At 54.9% G+C, this 20,561-nt stretch carries 16 protein-coding genes and 1 tRNA gene; 4 read left to right on the top strand and 13 right to left on the bottom strand.

Annotated features, from left to right (window positions below):
- Nucleotides 1-154: 154 nt before the first annotated feature.
- Nucleotides 155-4,732 (bottom strand): acyl-CoA dehydratase activase-related protein, encoded by a 4,578-nt coding sequence (locus F605_RS10180; RefSeq protein ID WP_022864987.1) that lies wholly within the window; start codon nt 4,730-4,732, stop codon nt 155-157.
- An 82-nt stretch (nt 4,733-4,814) separates the two neighbouring features.
- On the opposite strand from F605_RS10180, the gene F605_RS10175 reads away from it, so the two are divergent.
- Nucleotides 4,815-5,678 carry a TetR/AcrR family transcriptional regulator gene (locus tag F605_RS10175; RefSeq protein ID WP_022864986.1) on the top strand — a complete coding sequence of 288 codons (864 nt, stop codon included), beginning with the start codon at nt 4,815-4,817 and terminating at the stop codon, nt 5,676-5,678.
- Between the two features lie 48 nt (nt 5,679-5,726).
- A complete protein-coding gene (locus F605_RS0105965; RefSeq protein WP_022864985.1) occupies nt 5,727-7,313 on the top strand; it encodes an aspartate:alanine exchanger family transporter in 1,587 nt (528 codons plus the stop codon).
- 20 nt (nt 7,314-7,333) lie between these two features.
- Here the strand turns inward: F605_RS0105965 and F605_RS0105960 are convergent, their stop codons facing one another.
- From F605_RS0105960 to F605_RS10155, 7 genes are all read right to left on the bottom strand, one after another.
- Nucleotides 7,334-8,323, bottom strand: coding sequence for a bifunctional riboflavin kinase/FAD synthetase (locus F605_RS0105960; protein WP_022864984.1), 990 nt, complete (start codon nt 8,321-8,323; stop codon nt 7,334-7,336).
- Nucleotides 8,324-8,326: 3 nt separating this feature from the next.
- Nucleotides 8,327-8,479 (bottom strand): hypothetical protein, encoded by a 153-nt coding sequence (locus F605_RS11415; protein ID WP_022864983.1) that lies wholly within the window; start codon nt 8,477-8,479, stop codon nt 8,327-8,329.
- Nucleotides 8,480-8,488: 9 nt separating this feature from the next.
- The gene (gene truB, locus F605_RS10170; protein ID WP_022864982.1) at nt 8,489-9,535 is read right to left on the bottom strand and encodes a tRNA pseudouridine(55) synthase TruB; all 1,047 of its coding nucleotides are present in this window, start codon (nt 9,533-9,535) and stop codon (nt 8,489-8,491) included.
- A 9-nt stretch (nt 9,536-9,544) separates the two neighbouring features.
- Nucleotides 9,545-10,120, bottom strand: coding sequence for a 30S ribosome-binding factor RbfA (gene rbfA / locus F605_RS10165; protein ID WP_022864981.1), 576 nt, complete (start codon nt 10,118-10,120; stop codon nt 9,545-9,547).
- 69 nt (nt 10,121-10,189) lie between these two features.
- Nucleotides 10,190-13,006 carry a translation initiation factor IF-2 gene (gene infB, locus F605_RS0105940; protein ID WP_022864980.1) on the bottom strand — a complete coding sequence of 939 codons (2,817 nt, stop codon included), beginning with the start codon at nt 13,004-13,006 and terminating at the stop codon, nt 10,190-10,192.
- A 308-nt stretch (nt 13,007-13,314) separates the two neighbouring features.
- Nucleotides 13,315-14,304: a transcription termination factor NusA gene (gene nusA / locus F605_RS10160; RefSeq protein WP_022864979.1), complete on the bottom strand. Its 990-nt coding sequence runs from the start codon at nt 14,302-14,304 to the stop codon at nt 13,315-13,317.
- 17 nt (nt 14,305-14,321) lie between these two features.
- Nucleotides 14,322-14,786, bottom strand: coding sequence for a ribosome maturation factor RimP (locus F605_RS10155; RefSeq protein ID WP_022864978.1), 465 nt, complete (start codon nt 14,784-14,786; stop codon nt 14,322-14,324).
- Nucleotides 14,787-14,842: 56 nt separating this feature from the next.
- On the opposite strand from F605_RS10155, the gene F605_RS0105925 reads away from it, so the two are divergent.
- The gene (locus tag F605_RS0105925; RefSeq protein ID WP_156005300.1) at nt 14,843-15,973 is read left to right on the top strand and encodes a hypothetical protein; all 1,131 of its coding nucleotides are present in this window, start codon (nt 14,843-14,845) and stop codon (nt 15,971-15,973) included.
- A gap of 22 nt (nt 15,974-15,995) precedes the next feature.
- On the opposite strand, the gene pth is transcribed toward F605_RS0105925, so the two are convergent.
- From pth to F605_RS11410, 5 genes are all read right to left on the bottom strand, one after another.
- Nucleotides 15,996-16,592, bottom strand: a complete 597-nt coding sequence (gene pth, locus F605_RS0105920; RefSeq protein ID WP_022864976.1) for an aminoacyl-tRNA hydrolase — start codon at nt 16,590-16,592, stop codon at nt 15,996-15,998.
- 91 nt (nt 16,593-16,683) lie between these two features.
- Complete coding sequence (locus F605_RS0105915) at nt 16,684-17,307, bottom strand: 50S ribosomal protein L25/general stress protein Ctc (RefSeq protein ID WP_022864975.1); 624 nt, start codon at nt 17,305-17,307, stop codon at nt 16,684-16,686.
- 194 nt (nt 17,308-17,501) lie between these two features.
- The gene (locus tag F605_RS0105910; RefSeq protein WP_022864974.1) at nt 17,502-18,479 is read right to left on the bottom strand and encodes a ribose-phosphate diphosphokinase; all 978 of its coding nucleotides are present in this window, start codon (nt 18,477-18,479) and stop codon (nt 17,502-17,504) included.
- Nucleotides 18,480-18,549: 70 nt separating this feature from the next.
- Entirely contained in the window at nt 18,550-19,569 is a 1,020-nt protein-coding gene (locus F605_RS10150; RefSeq protein ID WP_022864973.1) for a bifunctional UDP-N-acetylglucosamine diphosphorylase/glucosamine-1-phosphate N-acetyltransferase GlmU, read from the bottom strand.
- Nucleotides 19,570-19,624: 55 nt separating this feature from the next.
- Nucleotides 19,625-19,696, bottom strand: a tRNA-Gln gene (locus tag F605_RS11410).
- Nucleotides 19,697-19,994: 298 nt separating this feature from the next.
- On the opposite strand from F605_RS11410, the gene F605_RS0105900 reads away from it, so the two are divergent.
- Entirely contained in the window at nt 19,995-20,531 is a 537-nt protein-coding gene (locus F605_RS0105900) for a MarR family winged helix-turn-helix transcriptional regulator (protein WP_022864972.1), read from the top strand.
- Nucleotides 20,532-20,561: the final 30 nt, after the last annotated feature.

Genomic DNA, 20,561 nt, shown 5'->3' with positions numbered 1-20,561 from the left:
TGTCAGGCAAATCTGTCTGCGGAAGTTTCAATAAGAAACTTTCCGGGCGTTTTAAGAAATCTATTCCTTTTCGGGACGAAAAAGAGACACGAGGGGTTAATATCGGTATTACCGGGGTCACAATGGGGTGTCCTCGGCTAGTAGTTCGCCAGTTTTAGCGCGCGGCGCTTACCGGGGTAATCGGCAGGGAACGTCTACCTGCGGGACTGACTTGAACTTCAGAATTCCACTGCACTCCGCTGCCACAAGAGGACGCGCACCCGCAGCCTGACCCACTCGCTTCCTCGGGCAGATCCTCGAAATCATCAGCTACTTCTTCACCGCGCAGGGCAGTCGCAATCATCAACTTGATCCGGTTTAGCTGATTAACTTCCGAGGCACCCGGATCATAGTCGACCGCCACCACATTGGCCTCCGGGTAGCGGTTGCGCAGCGCGCGGAACATTCCCTTACCAATCACGTGGTTCGGCAGGCAGCCGAAAGGCTGGGCGCAAATAATGTTGGGGCAGCCATGCTCGATCATATCCACCATTTCCGCGGTCAAATACCAGCCTTCACCAGCCTGATTACCCATGCCCGCAATATCGACAGAACGCGCCGCCATATCTTTGATTCGCCGATGCATCTCGAACTTGCCGTTAGTTTTGGCGAAAGCCCGGCGAATCGCGTCCTCATAGCGCTCTAAGGCCCACAGACCCGCGTCCATCCCTAACTTAACTTTGCGGGAATTGCCCATTTCATTCCGTTCAAAGTTTCCACTGGCCAGAGAGTAATGGAAGAACTGGATCAGGGTAGGCAGTTCCGCTTCGCAGCCTTCTTCCTCAATCACCCGAACTGCGTGGTTATTAGCATCCGGGTGGAACTTCACCAGGATTTCTCCCACCAAACCAACCCGGGGGCGGCGCGGCTCATCATTCAACGCCAAGGCATCGAACTCTTTGACACATTCCTTAATCAAGCGGGAATAGCTGAGGCGACCGCCCCAAGTAGCCGAGTATTTCCCAGCCGCAAACCATTCCTGGATAATCTGATCCCAACGCCGATACAGCTCCATCGCCGAGCCTTTCACCAGCTCGTAGGGGCGAATACGCAAGAGCACGGTCTGCAGCATGTCGCCTAAGCAGATAGCTTGCAAAATCCGGTGGATTTCCGACCAAGACAGCTGGAATCCGGGATTTTCTTCAATGCCTTGCACCGAGGCCGCAATCACCGGTACCTGGGGATACCCGGCATCACGCAACCCTTTACGCAACAAGGACGCGTAATTTGTTGCCCGGCACATTCCTCCGGTCTGCGAAATCGCCACCGCGGTTTTATCGGGGTTGGCACGCCCGGAAGTAAACTCTTCAATCAGCTGCCCAATCACCACAATCGCGGGGTAGCAAGAATCGTTGTTCACGAACTTGAGACCAGTTTCCATCGATTCGCGGGAAGTATGTTCCAGCAATCGCACATTCAGCCCGGCGCGGCGCACCACTGGCTGCGCCAGTCGGAACTGGATAGGTGCCATTTGGGGAACCAGAATCTCCCAACCATCTTTGCGCATCTGTTCGGTGAATTTAGAATGCACCTGCACATGGCCGGCTTTCGCCAGGCGAGCTTCTTCCGCGGCGGCTTCGGCTGCCGGATCTATGCGGGTAGGAACCGCCGCTTCCTTTGCCTGTCTTGGCGCCGCATCGGGGTCACCGATCCGATCCGCACTGGGATAGGTAAGCACCGTGGAGCTTTCCCGCTCCCGCGTGGCCGCATCTAGGGAACGCAGCCGAATCCGGGCGGCTCCCAGGTTGGAAACCTCATCAATCTTGAGGACGGTGTGGACGTCTCCACGCCCCTCCAAAATCTCTTGCACCTGGTCTGCGGTAATCGCGTCCACTCCGCAACCAAAAGAGTTTAGCTGCACCAATTCCAGATCAGGTTCGTCGCCCACCCGGGCGGCGGCCTCATATAGCCGAGAATGATAAGCCCACTGGTCACGCACCCGCAAAGGGCGCTCCAGGCGACCATCTACCACCGAATCCTCGGTAAATACCGCCATTCCCAAACCGATAATTAACTCCGGAATCCCGTGGTTAACTTCCGGATCCAGGTGATAGGGGCGCCCAGCCAGCACAATCCCGCGCACCCCGTTTTCACGAATCCACGCTAAAGCTTCCCGGCCTTTCTCCCGAATCTCTGCCTTGACGGCGGCGTCCTCTTCCCAGGCCGCATCGAGGGCGGCTTTGGCTTCTGCCTCGGTCACGTTCCAATCAGCGAATACTTCCGCGATCCGTTTAGGCAGGAACTCCCGATTTCCCAGGTTTAAGAAGGGGCTGATTAGGCGGACGTCGCTGTCTTGCACCGACTCCATATTGTTACGGATAACCTCGGGATAGGTACCCACCACCGGACAGTTAAAGCAGTTATCGGTGCCTTCCACCAGCTGTTGTTCATAAATCACCGAGGGATAAAAAATAGTTTTTATCCCTTTCTTCAGCAGCGACTCGATATGACCATGTACCAGTTTCGCGGGGTAACAGATATTTTCAGACGGAATCGACTCCATCCCGGTTTCAAACAGGTCATGATTGGAACGCCCCGAAACCATCACCCTAAATCCCAGCTTGGTGAGCATGGTGAACCACAGCGGATAGTTTTCGTACATATTCAGCACCCGGGGAATCCCGATATCCCCGCGGAATGCCTGCTTTTCGGTCAAGCGGCGGTACCCGAAAATCCGTTTGTATTTCCAATCGAACAGGTTCGGCAGCGCCGACTTCTTGGGTACTTTTTCTAGGGAGGCGCCGCGTTCACAGCGGTTCCCCGACACGTGCCGCTCCCCATTCGAGAAGGTAGAAATGGTCATCTGACAGTGGTTTTGGCACAGCCTACAGGTCTTGCGGGTGGTCTCTACCTGAAATTTCTCCAAGTCTTCCAGGGTTGCCAAGGTGGATTCCCCTTGCCCGTCATCACTTTGTTTGGCAATCAAAGCCGCCCCATAGGCACCCATCAAGCCGGCGATATTGGGGCGTACCACTTCCCGCTTCGTTAGCAGCTCGAAAGCGCGCAGGACTGCATCGTTAAGGAAAGTTCCCCCTTGGACAACTACCTTTTCGCCCAGTTCTTCTGGGGTTTTGAGTTTAATAACTTTATAGAGGGCGTTGCGCACCACCGAATAGGAAAGCCCCGCGGCAATATCTTTCGGGCTCGCCCCCTCTTTTTGTGCCTGCTTGACCGAAGAGTTCATGAACACGGTGCAGCGCGTCCCTAAATCCACCGGTTCCTTGGCAGCTACCGCATCGGCGGCAAAGCTTTGCACACTGGTTCCCATAGTGGCAGCGAAAGTTTGCAAGAAAGATCCGCACCCAGAAGAACAAGCTTCGTTCACCGAGATGGAATCTACGGCTCCGGCGCGAATCTTCAGATATTTCATATCTTGTCCGCCGATATCGATTACCGAAGACACCCCGGGCAGCAGGTCTTCCGCGGCGCGGAAATGCGCCATAGTTTCCACTTCCCCTTGCTCCAGGTTGAGGGCGGTTTTCACCAGCCCCTCCCCATAACCGGTGGAGCAGGCGCGCCCAATATAGGCGCCCTCGGGCAGTTCAGTGCGGATGCGGCGCACAATCTCCACCGCCGCTGAAACCGGATCGCCCTCGTTAGAGGCATAGTGAGTGAATACGATCCGTTTATCCTGGTCAATCACGACTGCTTTAATAGTGGTGGATCCGGAATCTACCCCCAGGAAGCAGCGCCCTCGCGCCTCGGACAACGGTAGTTGCGGGATTACTTCTTTGTCGTGGCGGGCGCGGAACTCCGCGAATTCTTCTTCATTAGCAAATAGGGGGCGCATTCGCTGGGAATCGGTATCGATTTTCCCGGTGGTCAGGTCAGTTATTAACTGCTGCAGAGGGCGCGGCTCACCTTTATCAGCGCTCAGCGCTGCCCCCAGCGCCACATAAAGTTCGGCGTGCTCCGGGGTGAAGAAACTATCGGCTTTAGGGAGCAGCTCCTCATAGGCTTTGCGCAGATTCGGGAGGAAGTGCAGCGGCCCGCCCAGGAACATTACGTTTCCGCGAATCGGGCGTCCACATGCCAGTCCCGCAATGGTTTGGGTGGCGACTGCGGTAAAAATCGAGGCCGCGAGGTCTTCGTGCGCGGCACCCTCGTTCAGTAGGGGCTGCAGGTCAGTTTTAGCGAATACCCCGCAGCGCGAGGCGATCGGATAGAGCTGATTGGCGCGCGCGGCAAGTTTATCGAGGCCTGAGGCGTCGGTGTGCAGCAAGGTGGCCATCTGGTCAATGAAGGCGCCGGTGCCTCCGGCGCAGGTGCCGTTCATGCGCTGCTCCGGAGTGGGATGCAGATAGGTGATTTTGGCGTCTTCCCCGCCCAGCTCGATAATCACATCGGTTTGCGGGTGAGTGTCACCCACCGCTTTGGTGCCGGCAATAACTTCTTGCACGAACGGTACCTTCATAGCTCCGGCAACCGAGAGCCCACCGGAACCGGTGACTGCCGCTTTTACAGTAATTCCCGGATGCGCGGCGTTAATATCGCGCAACAGGCCGGCCAGTTCCCCACGCACATCTGCGTGGTGGCGGCGATAGTCGGATAACATTACCTGCCGCCCGGCAATTAGCACCGCTTTTACCGTGGTGGAACCGATATCGATACCTAGTCTTAACGCCTGCTTACCTTCGCTTGCGGCAGCGTGTTTTCCGTCCGCGAGTTCAAGGGCGGCAGTTGTTTTACTCATAGCATCTCCCGGAGTTGTAATCACCACCTCAAAGTAAACTGAAAATGCTAAATTCACAGGGTGTTGAAATTAGGATAAAACCATGAATGCAAAAACAAGAGAAAACCCCTCCGACCGGCAAGAAAGCTCAAGCAAACCCAAAAGAGTCTCCGGAGAAAGTTTCAGGGGCGATGAATTAGCCACCGGTGATTATGAAAAGAAAATATTACCTAATTCGTACGCTCGGGATATAAAGTCAGGATCTACTTCCACTAATCACGGGAGAGGCCCGCGGGGAGCGCGCGGGCAAATGCGTAAAGAAATCAAGCAGGTGGCCGAATCCCAGTTTATTTCCCGTGGCTATGACGGCACCACTATGCGTTCTATCGCCAAGGGGGCAGGCTGCGACCCCGCGATGGTTAGCTATTACTTCGGCTCCAAACAGCGGCTATTTCGCGATTGTTTTGATTTACCCCTGGATCCCTTGGAGCAAATCCTGCAATTATGGGAACCCGGGATAGAGGGGTTAGCAGACCGTCTCCTTGATTTTGCCTTCACCCTTTACGAAGAGCGCCTCACCAAGGATCGGATGAAAGCGCTGATGCGCGCCCTGATAACCGATTCCGAAACCACCCAACGTTTTCGCGCCTATATGAGTGACAACCTGCTAAAAGGGGGCGCCGAAGTATTGAATGCTTTGCAAATAGCTTCCGGAAAAGCCGTGAATGAAAAGCTGGAAACCAATTTTCACGCGCTTATCGAAATTATTATGTCCATGATTTACGGGGTGGCGACCATGCGCTACATTATCCAGTTAGAGCCGGTAGCCTCCATGCCGCGGAGCGAACTGCAAAACCGGCTGGCGCCAATTCTACAAACCCAAATCGAGAACTTGGCGCACGAAGTCTTCCCCTCGCTGGTACCTGACCCACACTCCAGCGAGAACGCGACCTCAACAGCTAGCTGACATCGCAGAATGCGTATTACAGATTAACCTGGATATCCTAAAGAGGTGATGCAAATACTCGCCTCTTCTCCCCTGTTGACCCTATTTTTAGTAATCGCCCTCGGCACCCTGTTCGGTTCGATTCCTTTCGGTCCCCTAAAATTTGGAGCTGCCGGAGCCTTATTTGTAGGTCTCGCCGCCGGCGCCTTGGATCCGGCGCTCGGAGAAAATCTTTCCCTGGTCTCTGCCATTGGCCTGGCTCTCTTTGTCTACACTATCGGCCTCGCCGCCGGCGCCTCTTTCTTTCGCGACCTACGCAAACAAGCTCCCCTTTTGCTGGGGGCAGTTGCGCTGCTTGCCCTATACGCTGTGCTTGTAGCCTTCGGCGGTAAAGCTCTAGGACTGAGCTCCCCGCTACTAGGAGGAATGTTTGCCGGTTCACTTACCACTACCCCTGCCCTGGCCGCAGCTACCGATGCTGCCGGAGGAAGCGCTCAGCCGGCAGTAGGCTACGCGATTGCCTACCCGGTGGGGGTCATCGTAACCATGGTGGTAGTGACAGTGCTAATGCGGATAAAACTTCCGGCAAAAAACGATCCCGATCCGGCATCGGCTGCCGGGCTCGCTACCCAAACCATTCGGGTAGATCGTCCGCTACGAATCCAGGAAATCCCCGGGATTGCCGAGGTCGTGGGCTCTTCAGAGGGCGAACTACGGATTTCTTATCTGCTGCGGGACGGCAAAATGCGGGTGGCTCACCCCGATGGGGAGCTACAAGCCGGTGATTTAGCGTTCTTAGTAGGCCTCCCAGAGGCAGTTAAAACTGCCGGGCAGGCGCTAGGAAAACCGATTGAGGAAGATATTTCCAATGACCGCACGGCAGTAAACTTTAAACGCTTCACGGTTTCAAATAGCCGCCTGGTAGGAACCCCGGTCGCTAATCTGTTCTTGCCCGCTCGTTTCCAATCACTGCTTACCCGGGTGCGCCGCGGCGATACCGATATGCTGGCCACCGCCGGAACCCTTCTACAAATGGGCGACCGGGTATTAGTGGTTTATCCAGTGGAACGCGAAGGTGATATCGCGAAAACTTTCGGGGATTCGGAACATAAAATCTCTGCCATCGATTATCTGCCTTTCGGACTGGGGATTGCCGCGGGGGTGGCACTAGGATTAATCACCATTCCCCTGGGGTCTTTAGGCTCGCTCGCATTAGGAGCCGCTGCCGGACCGCTGGTAGTGGGATTAATATTAGGGCGTATCGACCGCCTGGGGCCGCTGGTATTCTCTCTGGCGCCCTCGGCAAATAATATGTTGCGGCAGATGGGACTGGTGTTATTCCTGGCGGCAGTAGGTTTATCTTCCGGGCAAGCCTTTGCGGCCAAAGCCTTCTCCCTCACCGGGATAAAAATCGGGTTGCTGGCAGCTGCCGGAATGGTACCGGTGCTAGTGGCATTCTGGTTGCTCGGAAAAATCTTGGGGCTTTCCACTGCCCGGATGGCGGGAGCGATTGCTGGTTTCGTGGGGCAGCCTGCAATCCTCAGTCACGTACAGACCACCATCCCGGATGAGCGTTGCGAATCTGGATATTCCGCGACCTTCGCCCTCGGGATTATCGCGAAAATCGTATTAGTGCAGATCGTGATGGTGCTTTAAACAGGTTACGACCAGCGGACCTAGAGCGCGGTTACCTCTTCGGGATTAACCCTGCCTGCCGGCGGAACCCCCAAAATTTCACTGCAAGCGCGCAGATCTTCATCCATTTGCGACTGCAGCTTTTCCACGCTCTCTAGCTTGAGCATATCTCGCAGGTGCGCCAGGAAATCAATGGCGACCGGCTCGTCATAAAGATCAAGATCAGCTCGCCCCAGTACATGGGCTTCTACTGTAACTTTCTCGCCGGAAAATTGGGGATTGGTGCCTACCGAAATCGCGGCCGGCAGATGCTCAACCGCATTGGTGCCTGGCACAGAACGGATTAATCGACCCGCGTATACTCCATCGGCTGGAATCGCTAGACCTGCGGTTTTTCCCAGATTTGCGGTGGGAAATCCCAACTGACGTCCGCGACGAAAACCGCGTTCCACGATTCCTCGCAGCCGATAACTGCGCCCTAAAATTCGGGCTGCCCCTTCCACGTCGCCTTTTGCTAAACAGGCTCGCACCCGGGTAGAGGAATAGCGGCGCGAGTCCTGGTCGGTAATATCGGCAACTTCGATAACTTGAAAATCTTGGGTGCGGCCAGCCTCGCGCAAAGTCTCGATATCGCCGCGGTTACCCCGCCCGAATTGCATATCTTCGCCGACCACGAGTTCTTTAACTCGCAGTCCCGCTACAAAATAGTGGTCTATAAACGATTGGGGACTCTGATTAGCTAAGTCCCAGGTGTAAGGCACTACCCAGGTGGCGTCCAATCCCAGCGCAGCCATCGCGTCGAGGCGATCGGGCAGCGGCTGGATCAAAAGCGTGGGGTTTTCCGGATTATGCAGTTGGGAAGGGTGGGGATCGAAAGTAATCGCCACCGCTTTGACTCCCGCGCGCCGCGCCCGCTCCACCACGGTTTTTAAAATCCGGGTGTGTCCCTTATGCACCCCATCAAAAATCCCGATGGCAGCCACGCTGCGCTGGCCTTTTTCCAGCTGCGGGGAGTTAGTCCAGATTTCCACGATCTATTTTTCGCTTTGCCGCACGCTGAGTTCTGGCCGGCCATTCGCCGGTACTCCCAGTTCCCCGGTACGTTTTTCTTCCGCCGTCTTGCGACCTTTTCCTTTACCTCCGCAGCCGCAGCCACATCCGCAAGTACCTTTATTTTCTTCGCTCATGTTCCTCCTTTACCTACTTTGTAAACTTAGTACAGAACGCCACTTGCCCTCCACTGGCGACGCCAATAGCGATATCTTTTGCCCCGGCAAATACAAGCCATAGATTTTTTCGGCCGTATTTGCATCTTTTTTATCCAGTGCGCCCCGCATCTCAGCGGAGATTTGCGGACGCTGGCCGTAACTTAGAGCGGTGATAACTTCGGGGGTCACCTGGCAGCTGGGGAACAGTTCCTTACAGATCTGATCCAGGCTCACAATCGGCAGCGCTTGTCCCGCCGTTACCAGCTGCGATAACTCAGCCAAGCTATAGGCATTAAAAGGCGCATTGGGACGGGCAAGGCCGCTAGCGCTAAAGGAACCGACCGCGAGGCGACGCAGTGCCAGCAGGTGCGCCCCCACTCCCAGCTGGTTTCCTATGTCTCTTCCCAGGGCGCGAATATAGGTACCGGCCGAACAGGTAACTCTCAGGTCTTGGTAAACCACCTTGGTGCCCGCAAGCTCTCCCGCTTTCGGCTCTCCCAGGCTAACTAGTTCATAGATAGTGATCGGGCGAGATTCCATACGTACTGCTTCACCGGCGCGCACCCGATCAGCAGCACGTTTACCCCGAATCTTCAGGGCAGAAAACGCGCTCGGCACCTGCATTACTTGCCCGCGCCAGGAGGCCAGCGCGGTTTCTAGATCATCCAGATCCGCTAAAGTAGCTCCGCGGGTAGCAGTAATGGTGCCTTCGGCGTCCTCGCTATCGGTTTCCACTCCGAAGCACACCCGGGTCACATAAGTTTTCCTTTGTCCTTGCAGGTATTGCAAAAGCTTAGTTCCCCGCCCAATACCGGCAACTAATACTCCCGAAGCCGCCGGGTCTAGGGTGCCAGCATGTCCTACTTTGCGGGTTCCCGCCAGACGCCGCAGACGCGCCACTACATCATGACTGGTAATCCCTAAGGGTTTATCAATTGCAATTACCCCGCCAGGGGCAGTGTTTTCCGCACGCGGAATCTGCAGCGCTGCGCCGGCGGGAGCAAAATCTGGAGCCTCTTTGAGCGCGTCTAGCACCGCAGTTACTTAACTTTCTAAGCCGGAATCTTCGCGAAGATCACCAGTCTCGCTACCCAGGTATTCCTCGACCGCAACCGTCGCTTCTTCCGAGGACGCGTCCTCTTCCGTAAGCGTAAATTCGGTGAATGTGGGCACCGGCGATTCCGGTTCGTAAACCTTCTTCTCCCGCGGTTTGCGATAGGGGTCTGCTTCCCCGGCATAGGATGCCGCCTGTGAAGCTCCCCGCAGCTGCTGATCAGATTGCAAGGCACTAGCCAGTTTCTCCTCGAAACTGGCGGCTTGTTCCGGCAGCGCGTCAAGAGCGAATTCGATCGTGGGGGTAAGACGAATTCCTAGCGCCTTACCTACCTCCGAGCGAATCAAGCCCTTGGCACTATTTAAAGCACGCGCGGTTTTCTTGCGCTCGTCCTCATCTCCAAAAACCGTGTAAAAAACGGTGGCGTGTTGCAAGTCCCCGGTAACTTTGCAATCGGTGATGGTAGTGAAACCGATGCGCGGATCTTTGATGCGCCGCTCTAAAAGCCGCGCCACCGTATTTTGGATCCGCTCTTCAACTTTGCGTCTGCGAGCCTGATCAGCCATGAAAACTCCTTTAGCTAATGCGGTTTTCCGGACGCCCTCTCCCGGCGTCCGGAAAACCGACCAGTAACGCTAATCGCGCGGTTTCTCCACCATTTCCCAGGTTTCGATCTCGTCGCCAACTTGGATGTCCTTGACGCCCAGCGAAATACCACATTCGTAGCCTTCGCGAACCTCGGTAACATCGTCTTTTTCGCGACGCAAAGAAGAAATCTCCAGCTCCGGTTCAACTACTACGCCGTCACGCACCAAGCGGGCTTTCGCGCCCCGCTTGATCAGACCCTTGCGCACCAGCGAACCGGCGATATTGCCGAACTTGGAGGAGCGGAAGACCTGCAAGATCTCAGCAGTACCCATCTGCTTTTCTTCATAAATGGGCTTGAGCATTCCTTTCATCGCGCTCTCGACATCTTCAATCGCCTGATAGATGACGTTGTAGAAGCGCATATCAACGCCTTGCGAGTCAGCGTATTCGGCCACTCGCTGTGCCGGACGGACGTTGAAGCCGATTACCACCGCGTTGTCCACGCTGGCCAAGTTGATATCGTTTTGGGTGATCGCGCCGACGCCGCGGTGAATAATCCGCAACTGCACTTCCTCGCCCACATCGATCTTGAGCAGTGAATCTTCCAAAGCTTCCACCGCACCGGAAACGTCGCCCTTCAAAATCAGGTTCAAAGTGTCTACCTTGCCCTGCTCCAAAGCGGCATTGAAATCTTCCAGCGAAATCCGCTTGCGACGTTTACCCAGCTGAGCAGCACGCTGTTGCGCCTGCCGCTTATCGGCAATCTGGCGGGCAGTACGTTCATCTTCCGCTACCAGTAGGGAGTCACCTGCTCCCGGTACGCTGGTAAGTCCCAGTACCGCCGTGGGGAACGAGGGGCCGGCTTCCTCAACTTGGTTACCGTATTCGTCGAGCATGGCACGTACCCGGCCATGCGACGAGCCCACCACGATGGAGTCGCCCACTCGCAAAGTACCGCGCTGCACCAAAATGGTGGCCACGGCGCCGCGTCCTTTATCCAGGCGAGTTTCGATCGCTACCCCGCGTGCCGCTGCATCCGGATTAGCTTTCAGTTCCAGTGCCGCATCTGCAGTTAGCAGTACTGCCTCTAGCAATTCATGGATGCCTTTACGCTGCTTAGCAGAGACATCAACGAACATTACGTCGCCACCGTATTCCTCGGACACCAAACCGTATTCGGTCAGTTGCCCCCGGACTTTATCCGGGTTGGCCTCGGGTTTATCAACTTTGTTGACCGCTACCACAATCGGCACATTGGCGGCCTGAGCATGGTTAATCGCCTCCACCGTTTGGGGCATTACCCCGTCATCGGCAGCTACCACCAAAATCGCGATATCGGTAACTTCCGCCCCGCGCGCACGCATAGCGGTAAACGCTTCGTGACCGGGGGTGTCGATGAAGGTAATCGCGCGGCGAGTTTCATCCATATCAATGTTTACTTGGTAAGCACCAATATGCTGAGTGATTCCGCCGTGCTCTCCGCCGACCACATCGGTATCGCGAATCGCGTCCAATAGCTTGGTTTTACCGTGGTCAACGTGACCCATAACCGTAACCACCGGAGGACGCGGCCGGGCGTCCTCTTCGTCGCTTTGTTCTTCCTCTTTCAGGTCAATGTCAAAGGATTCCAGCAGTTCGCGGTCTTCATCCTCTGGCGAGACTACCTGCACCTGATAACCCAGCTCAGAGCCGAGCGTCATCAAAGTGTCCTCGTCCAAAGACTGGTTAGAGGTAGCCATCTCACCCAAGGTCATAAGTACAGTCACCAAGGATGCGGGATCGCAGTCAATCCGATCTGCCATATCCGCGAGCGAAGCTCCCGAACGCAGGCGCAGGGGCGTCGATCCATCCCCGTGAGGAACCTGCACCCCGCCAATCTTGGGAGCCATTTGTTGCTCGTACTCGGCGCGTTTAGCGCGTTTGGACTTACGACGTTTCGCTTTCGAGGATCCGCCGCGACCGAATGCGCCTTGGGTGGCGCCAAAACCACCGCGACCGCGGTTGTTCATCCGGTGACCGCCGGGACGACCCGGACCGCCCGCACCACCGGGACCACCCTGACCGCCTCCACCGCGGCGCTGACCGCGCGAAGGAGCCGGCTGATCCATCATGGGAGCAGTCGCAGAATGGGCGGGCATCACATTCGGAGTTGCACTCCCACCGCGCCGATTTCCTCGACCCGGACGTCCCCGACCAGCGTTCTTCCGCTGCCCCGAGCTGCCGCCCGGACGCGGCATTCCCTGTGAAGATGCAAAAGGATTATTGCCCGGACGCGGACCGCCCGGACGCGGCATTCCCTGTGAAGACGCAAAAGGATTATTCCCCGGACGCGGACCGCCCGGACGCGGAGCTGGCTTGGGACCGGGTTTGGCTCCCGTCTTACCAGGTTTAGGACTGGGACGCTCCGATTTTTCTGAAGATTTCGTTTTATCTGCTTTCGCGGCCGGCTTAGCCGCCGGCTTCGGCCCTGGTTTAGGCGCCGCGCTAGAGTCAGATGTCTTAGCAGGGGCAGGTGATTCCACTTTTTCCTGGGGTTTTACCTGCGTAGACTCAGTGTCTACCTCTGCTGGATCCGCCGGTTTGGGGGCAGCCGATTTAGTACTCTTTGTCGCCCGCGCTTTCGCTACCTTGGTTTTAGCGGCGGAACTAGCGACTTTCTTCTTTGCCGCTTTCACCTTGGGGGCTGCAGTTTCTACCTCTTCCGCCAGCTTGGCAAAATGCTCTCGCATTTTCCGCGCCACCGGAGCCTCAATTGTCGAGGACGCGCTTTTAACGAACTCCCCCGAGTCCTTCAGTGCCTGCAGCACAATTTTCGAAGTGGTTCCGAGCTCTTTCGCTAACTCATGAACTCTAAGTTTTGCCACAATTCTCCTTGCTGGCCTGCCCAGCATGGAGCAGGCTATTGCTTAAATTGGCAGATCATCGCTGGTTGCTCATCGGGTGACCATCAGCTTCCAACCCTGCTTTCCTGTATCGGGCATCCACTGGGTGTAAATGCCGGTAACCTTGCTTAAACGACCCTAGCCTGCTCACAAGAAAGCACCGGCCAAGGCATCAGCCTAGAACCGGTGCGTCCATTGCAACCAAAGTTAGGTTCCGATATCTATACTAACGCCTTAACTTCAATAAGCCGAAGCCAGCTAGAGATTTAGCCGCAAATAGCAGCAAGCTTTTAAGCTTCCTCACTAGTCGTTTCCGGATCCATATCAGACCTAATATCAATCTTGGCTCCCGTTAAACGGGCAGCTAGACGCGCATTTTGTCCTTCTTTACCGATAGCCAACGACAGTTGGAAATCTGGCACTACCACATGTGCTAATACATGTTCGGCCGGTTCTACCGTGACAGAGCTAACATGCGCAGGTGAGAGCGCATTAGCGACAAAAGTAGCCACGTCCTCGGAATAGTCAATAATGTCGATTTTTTCGTGGTTTAGTTCATTCATGACTGCCCGCACGCGCCGCCCCATCGGCCCAATACAAGCCCCCTTAGCATTGATATTGGGACGAGTAGAACGCACCGCGATCTTGGTACGGTAACCAGCTTCCCGCGCCACCGACTCAATAACCACATCTCCAGAGGTGATCTCCGGGACTTCCCGCGCAAATAGTCCGCGCACCAGGTCGGGATGACGGCGTGAAACCTCGATCCGTGCCCCTTTTTCTCCAAGCGCAGTTTTTATCACTACCGCCCGGATCCACTGGCCATGGTGGTATTTTTCCCCCGGAACCTGTTCGGCTTTCGGTAGAACCGCCTCAAATTCGCCGACTTTGACCACTACTACATCTTTATCCCGGCTCTGCTGAATAATCCCGGAAACCACTTCGCCCTTTTTATCTCTAAAAGAGCCCAGTACCTGCTCGTCCTCGGCTTCCCGCAGCCGCTGCATAATAATAGAGCGAGCAGTGGTAGTGGCGATCCGACCAAAACCCGAGGGGGTGTCATCGAATTCGCCGATTTTATTGCCGTCTTCATCAATCTCGGCTGCCATCACCATTACATGGCCATTTTTGCGATCGACTTCTACCCGCGCATCATCAAGTGCTCCCGGGGCATTGTGGTACGCCTTTAGTAAAGCGTCTTCGATAGCAGCCATAAGGGTATCGAGACTGACGCCCTTCTCCGCTTCCACCATCCGTAAAGCGGCCATATCAATATCCATGATGCTCCTTACGAGCTTTAGAACTGCACCACCATTTGGGCGTGCGTAATATCTGCTAAAGCGATAGTGCGCCGACCAGCGGCAGTTTCCAATTCGATTTCTTCAGTTGTCGTAGCCACCAGCTTACCCTCTTCCAGGGTGCCATCACATATTTTCACCTTTACCTGATGGCCTATCGCCCTAGAAAAATGGCGTTCGTCCTCCAAAGGCCGCTCAATCCCGGGAGTAGAGACCTCCAGGTTATAGGTTCCTTTAATCGGGTCGGCTTCATCTAGATGCCGGGAAATCTCCAAAGTTGCTTGGGAGAGCTGTTCTTCATTCACGGCTCCCGGACCGCGCGGTAAATCTACCGTCACCACCAGGCGAGTGTATTTCCCAGCCCGCTTGAGCGAGACTTCCTCCAAGTAAAGGCCGGCTGCCTCGCAATCTGGACGCAGCAGGTCAAAAAGTTCATTTTCCAAATTAGTTCTAGGCTTCGTCATTTTTCCTCGTCTCTTGTTCGCCTCACCGTTTTATCATTTCAAAAAATATGTTACCCGTGGCAAACTTAACTTTGATGAAAAAAACCTGGATTGTTCCCCTTACTGGGCTGTTAGTTACTTCGTTGAGCCTTTCTGGCTGCGGGGTGCGCATTGATGATGGTTCCGGCGACGCCGTAACTGCGAGCCTCACGCAGATGGCGCGCTATCGCGCCAGTTCCTGTCAGGAGGCGATCGCTACCGGCATTGAAAATATTTTTGCCGGCGACCCCAAGTTAGCGACTTTCAAAGATAATTTCACTGCCCGTAGAAAAGTCCTGGGGCAGCGCTGGCCACACCAACAAGTGAAACTGTCAGGGAAAGAAAAACCAGAAAACCTGCCAGAACCCGCCGATTATCGCGTCCCCGGAAATGGACAAGCGTTGGTTCATAAACTGGCAGATTGCCAGGCTGATATCTTAAATGACGCCGTGGTGCTCACCTATCTAACACGGGAGCAGCTAGCGGAAAACGAGGGCGATGAGGAGGGTACCGCGCGCGCGCAGGAAACCGCGTCCTTAGCAAAAGTCCTATTCGCTACCGGGGTGGCAATGGAACGGGAAAACAAACAAATCGCGTCCGCGTCCTCTCTTGCCTTACCACCTGCCAAAACCACCCCGCTAGCGGTGCAACGCTACCAGGAAGGCAAGTGGCACCCCGATAAAGCAGCAACAGCCCAAGCCCAACCGACTAAGTCCGCAGACTCCCTAAGTGAGCAGCAAAAAAACGAACTCTCCCGCGGGATCAGACAATTAGACTCTCTGCGTTTCAATATCGAGAAAAACGTCGCGAAAAGCCAGGATATACCGCTAAAAAACCTGGTTTCCAAGGTAGCAACTCCCCTGCTGCTGCGGCAGCTACAAGAACTGGTTACCCAGTTAGGTGTGGATCCGCGGGAAGCGGTTTATCCGCCCGATTCCGGTGTGAACGGCGCCGATAAGTTAGCAATTGCAAAAGCATTAGGACAGGCCTGCCAGGTGCAAATGAATATACTTCCCTTAGTCCCGGATGTACAACAGGCGCTTTTGTCCCCCACCCTGGCCAGTTTGGTAGATTTACAAGCCCAATTAGGGCACGATGCGGGACCGCTCCCCGGGTTGAACACGAAGGATGCGAAAGTAAAAATCAGCACTGCGCCTGCTACCCAATAGGACAGCTGCCTAGTTACCAGCGCTAAAGACTCTGGGAGTTCACCCGCTGCTGCGCCCGTACAAACCCCATGGTTACCACGTCAGTTATCGCTTGCCCTGCGCGATCTAAAGCATCCTTGAGGGTGCCTTGTTCTCCGCGAGGAAAACGGGACAACACATAATCGGCGGGATCCTGCCGGGGATGAGGGCGTCCAATCCCGATCCGCAGACGCGCATAGTCTTTAGTGCCCAGGTTTTGACTAATGGAGCGCAGGCCGTTGTGTCCGCCCTCGCCGCCTCCCCGTTTGAGCCGTAAATCGTAGGCCGCCAAATCCAGTTCATCGTGCACAATCAGCAGATTCTGGGCAGGATCAATCCCGAAAAACTTCACCAGTTTAGCGGTAGGGATGCCGGAAGTATTCATAAAGGAATCCAGCTTCGCCAAATGCACTGCCGGTCCGGGAGTGCCCGGCATGCCCAGATGTAGGGTTGCTACCTGGCAGCCAGTTTTATGGCGTCGCAGCTGTTCTCCTTGGGTTTGCGCCAAGTAATCAATCGCCAGATGACCGGCATTATGACGGGTTCCCGCATATTTTTCACCTGGATTTCCCAGGCCAATCACCAGCCAAGGCTGTTCCATTTCAACCCCCAAATAACCTCAATAACGTCTCTACCCCACAGAATTGGTTTCGGGGAGGGCAGTTGCCCTCCCCGAACCATAACAGCAGTGGTTACTCTTCGGATTCTTCCTTAGCTTCTTCCTCAGCAGCCTCTTCGCCTTCTTCGGCCTCTTCAGCTGCCGGTTCTTCCGGCATCTCTTCCGGCAGAGTAATCGAGAGCACATCGTGTTCGTCGTCCAAAGTGGTAACTACGCCTGCCGGCAGTTCTAGCTCGCTAGCGCGCAGTACTCGGCCTTCCTCCCAGCCTTCCACGTTGATAACGATTTCTTCGGGAATCTCCAGCGGAGAAACCTGTACCGGCAGGTCGAAGATTTCCAAGTTGACCACGGTACCGGGAGCAGGCTCGCCCGTAACCGAAACCGGTACTTCCACTTCCACCTTCTCGTCGCGGCTAACCGCCAACAGGTCAATGTGGAGAATATCGCGACGAACCGGGTGACGCTGAATTTCCTTTAGTAGTACCAGGTGTTTTTCCCCGTCTACATCTAGGTTAATAATCGCGTTCGGGTTATCTTTTACGATCAGGAAAGTCTCGTGTCCCGGCAGGTTTAGGTGCAGGTTTTCTTCTACGGTGTGCCCGTAGAGTACTGCCGGAATCTGACCAGCCCGACGCGCCCGACGCGCCGCACCCTTACCGGTTTCATTACGAAGTTGTGCAGATAGCTCTGAAGCCATTATTTCGTTCCTCCTTAGGATTGCAGATATTTACGGAACCCCGGAGGACGTGGGATCTCCCCACGGCCACGTCGATAACGGCGCAGATGCGCCCTCGCCGAGGCAACCTAGTTTTAGGATATAGTCCCAATCCGGTCAGGTAAACTCGGAAGGACTAAAAGGTTTGGCAACTCACATTTATTGCCAGCGGATTTCTATTCTTGATCGAAGAGGGCGGTTACGGAGCCGTCATCGAACACCGTACGAATCGCACTGGCCAGTAGAGGCGCGATCGGCAGGATCGTTAGCTGCGGGAAACGCTTATCTGCTGAAATCGGCAGGGTGTCGGTAACAATAATTTCACGAGCCCCACAGGTAGAAAGACGCTCGGCGGCGGGCGGAGAAAGTACCCCGTGAGTCGCCGCTACAATCACGTCTTTCGCCCCGGAATGCAGTAGAACTTTCACCGCTTCCGCGATCGTACCGCCGGTATCAATCAGGTCGTCAACCAAAACACAGGTACGACCCTCAACCGTACCTACCACCCGGTGGGCTACTGCCACATTGGGACGGGTAGTGTCCCGGGTCTTATGCACGAAAGCTAGTTCGCAGCCTCCAAGTTTATTCGCCCATTTTTCTGCCACCCGAATTCGGCCAGCGTCAGGGGAAACAATCGTCAGATTGGTTTGGTCTACCCGCCTTTTTACATAATCGATCAGTACCGGCTGCGCATAAAGGTGATCCCAGGGACCATCAAAGAATCCCTGTTCCTGGGCGGCATGCAAGTCGACACTCATCAACCGATCAGCACCAGCAGTTTTGAACAAATCGGCGATTAGACGAGCAGAGATCGGTTCCCGTCCCTGGTGTTTCTTATCTTGCCGCGCGTAGGGGAAGAAAGGCGCCACTACGGTTATTCGGGCTGCCGATGCCCGCTTGAGGGCATCCACCATAATCATCTGTTCCATTACCCACTTATTCAAAGGAGCGGTATGGGATTGCACCACATAGCAGTCCGCACCCCGAACTGATTCGGAGAAGCGTACATATATCTCGCCATTGGCAAAGTCGTAAGCAACGGTCGGCAACACTTCGGTATGGAGTTCGTCGGCAATTCCCTGGGCAAGTTCGGGGTATGCCCGTCCCGGTACAATCAAAAGGTGCTTTTGACCTGCAGATTTGATCCCCGTCATTACTTTTTACCTTTCATTTTCGGCTTGAAATCGCCATACCGTTAATTTGATTCTACAAGTCCGCATGCGCCTAGAGATTGGTTTCGCAACTGTGGTTGGAACCGCTAGCCAGATTTACTGCCCGTAAATCACAGCGACGCACCTGCGCGTCCTCCCCCACTTTTACGTCGGTGAGGGAAGTAAAGGGGCCGATCTCGGCTCCGGTCGCAATGACCGTGTTTCCATGTAAATCACAGCCTGGCAATACCCGGGCATCGGCAGCAATTTTGACGCTTTTTTCAATCCAAGTGGTTTCGGGGTCAACGATACTAACCCCCTCTTTCATGAGCTGGTTAAGAATCCGCCGGTTATATTCGCGATGTAAGCCTGCCAGCTGAGCCCGGTCGTTACACCCCTCCGCCTGCATATAGTCAGTGATGAGATAAGCTCCCGCCCGTCCGCTACGAGCTGCTAAGGCAATCGTATCCGTCAGGTAAACCTCACCTTGATCATTATCGGTATCCAGACCTGAAAGCGCCTGGCTTAAAAATTGGGCGTCAAAAGCATAAATTCCCGCATTAATCTCTCGAATATTGCGCTGTCCTTCTTCGCAGTCGCGATCCTCGACAATGGCGCTAACTGCCCCAGAATCAGAACGGATGACCCGTCCGTAACCGCTGGGGTCAGGCACCAGGGTGGTTAGCACCGTCACCTGATTTCCGGATAGCTGCTGGGTTTCCAGCAGTTTTTCCAGGGTGGAGCTTTCCAGTAGGGGCACATCACCCGATGTGATCACCACAGTCCCGGTCAGCTCGCCTTGCTGTGCCAATTTTCCGAGGGCGCATTGCACCGCCCGCCCAGTTCCCGGAATTTCATCCTGATCGGCTAAGACTGCCTGCGGATAATTTTCGTTAACGTACCGGGCGACCGCCTGGCGCTCATGGCGAATCACTACACATAATGACTTGGGGTTAAGAGCGGCAACCGCATCCAGAGCATGTCCCAATAGCGCCTTACCGGCCAAAGAATGTAGAACTTTGGGACGGGTAGATTTCATCCGAGTACCTTTACCAGCTGCTAAAACAATCGCTGCAGACGGCACATTTTCCACGATTTGACCCCTTACAGGTAGCCGGATTGGAAATAGTAGGCACCTCAGATGCCAGTTCCGCCCCCAGGATTCGAACCCGGCTCTCAAGGCACCAAAAGCCCGCGTGTTACCTATACACCAGGGCGGAATACTTTCTCTATCTTACACATTCAAAAAAGTTTCCTAAAACCACGGTTCTGTTCCCGCAGTTTTTCCTGCTTAATTCGTTAACCTGTCTGTCACAGCACCTTTGGGGAATAACTCCACGATAGAGGTAAAAACGATTGCTAACCGGCATGAAAACTCCCAGAAACGAAGCCGAAAAACGCACCGACAACCCCTCAATTTCTGTGGCCAGATCCATATTTTAGGTAAACCTAACTTCGTGATGAGATTCATGGCGATCAAACGTAGACCACTGTCTCGACTTCAAGTAAACTTAGCTTGTGATTTCACAGAATATTTCCTCCGACGCCACTGACGAAGTCGACCGTATCATTCTGGCTTGGCAGATTGAGCGTCCCGATCTGGATGTTTCTCCGATGGAGGTTTATTCCCGAGTCGCACGCTTAGCTCGCCACTTGGATTTGGCACGTAAAGAAGCCTTTAATACTCAAGGTATGGAACCGTGGGAGTTCGACGTACTATCGGTGCTGCGCCGCGCCGCCGCGCCCTATTCTTTAACCCCAGGTACCCTGCTACAGGAACTGCTGGTTTCCTCCGGCACCATGACCAACCGGATTGATCGCCTAGAGAAGAAAGGGTTGGTAAAACGCACCCCTTCCCCGCATGATCGCCGTGCGGTGCTAGTAACTCTCACCGACGAGGGCGTTAGACGGGTAGATTCAGCACTCAAGGAACTGCTGCAGCGCGAATCAGAGCTAGTGGCACCTTTAAGTGAGGACGAACGAAAAGATCTGTCTAGCCTATTGCGGCGGCTGCTGCTACCTTTTGAGGGCACTCCGGTACGCCCGCTGCGTTAAACCGGTAGCTTTTAACTACCTCATCCCTTA

It is taken from the genome of Varibaculum cambriense DSM 15806, from assembly GCF_000420065.1.
Taxonomy (GTDB): domain Bacteria; phylum Actinomycetota; class Actinomycetes; order Actinomycetales; family Actinomycetaceae; genus Varibaculum; species Varibaculum cambriense.
This window is presented reverse-complemented; position numbering and strand designations above follow the sequence as displayed.

What these genes read in the sequence shown, in the direction of transcription:
- F605_RS10180 (WP_022864987.1), bottom strand. Translation starts at nt 4,732, where the DNA reads ATGAGTAAAACAACTGCCGCCCTTGAACTCGCGGACGGAAAACACGCT.
- F605_RS10175 (WP_022864986.1), top strand. Translation starts at nt 4,815, where the DNA reads ATGAATGCAAAAACAAGAGAAAACCCCTCCGACCGGCAAGAAAGCTCA.
- F605_RS0105965 (WP_022864985.1), top strand. Translation starts at nt 5,727, where the DNA reads ATGCAAATACTCGCCTCTTCTCCCCTGTTGACCCTATTTTTAGTAATC.
- F605_RS11415 (WP_022864983.1), bottom strand. Translation starts at nt 8,479, where the DNA reads ATGAGCGAAGAAAATAAAGGTACTTGCGGATGTGGCTGCGGCTGCGGA.
- rbfA (WP_022864981.1), bottom strand. Translation starts at nt 10,120, where the DNA reads ATGGCTGATCAGGCTCGCAGACGCAAAGTTGAAGAGCGGATCCAAAAT.
- nusA (WP_022864979.1), bottom strand. Translation starts at nt 14,304, where the DNA reads ATGGATATTGATATGGCCGCTTTACGGATGGTGGAAGCGGAGAAGGGC.
- F605_RS10155 (WP_022864978.1), bottom strand. Translation starts at nt 14,786, where the DNA reads ATGACGAAGCCTAGAACTAATTTGGAAAATGAACTTTTTGACCTGCTG.
- pth (WP_022864976.1), bottom strand. Translation starts at nt 16,592, where the DNA reads ATGGAACAGCCTTGGCTGGTGATTGGCCTGGGAAATCCAGGTGAAAAA.
- F605_RS0105915 (WP_022864975.1), bottom strand. Translation starts at nt 17,307, where the DNA reads ATGGCTTCAGAGCTATCTGCACAACTTCGTAATGAAACCGGTAAGGGT.
- F605_RS0105910 (WP_022864974.1), bottom strand. Translation starts at nt 18,479, where the DNA reads ATGACGGGGATCAAATCTGCAGGTCAAAAGCACCTTTTGATTGTACCG.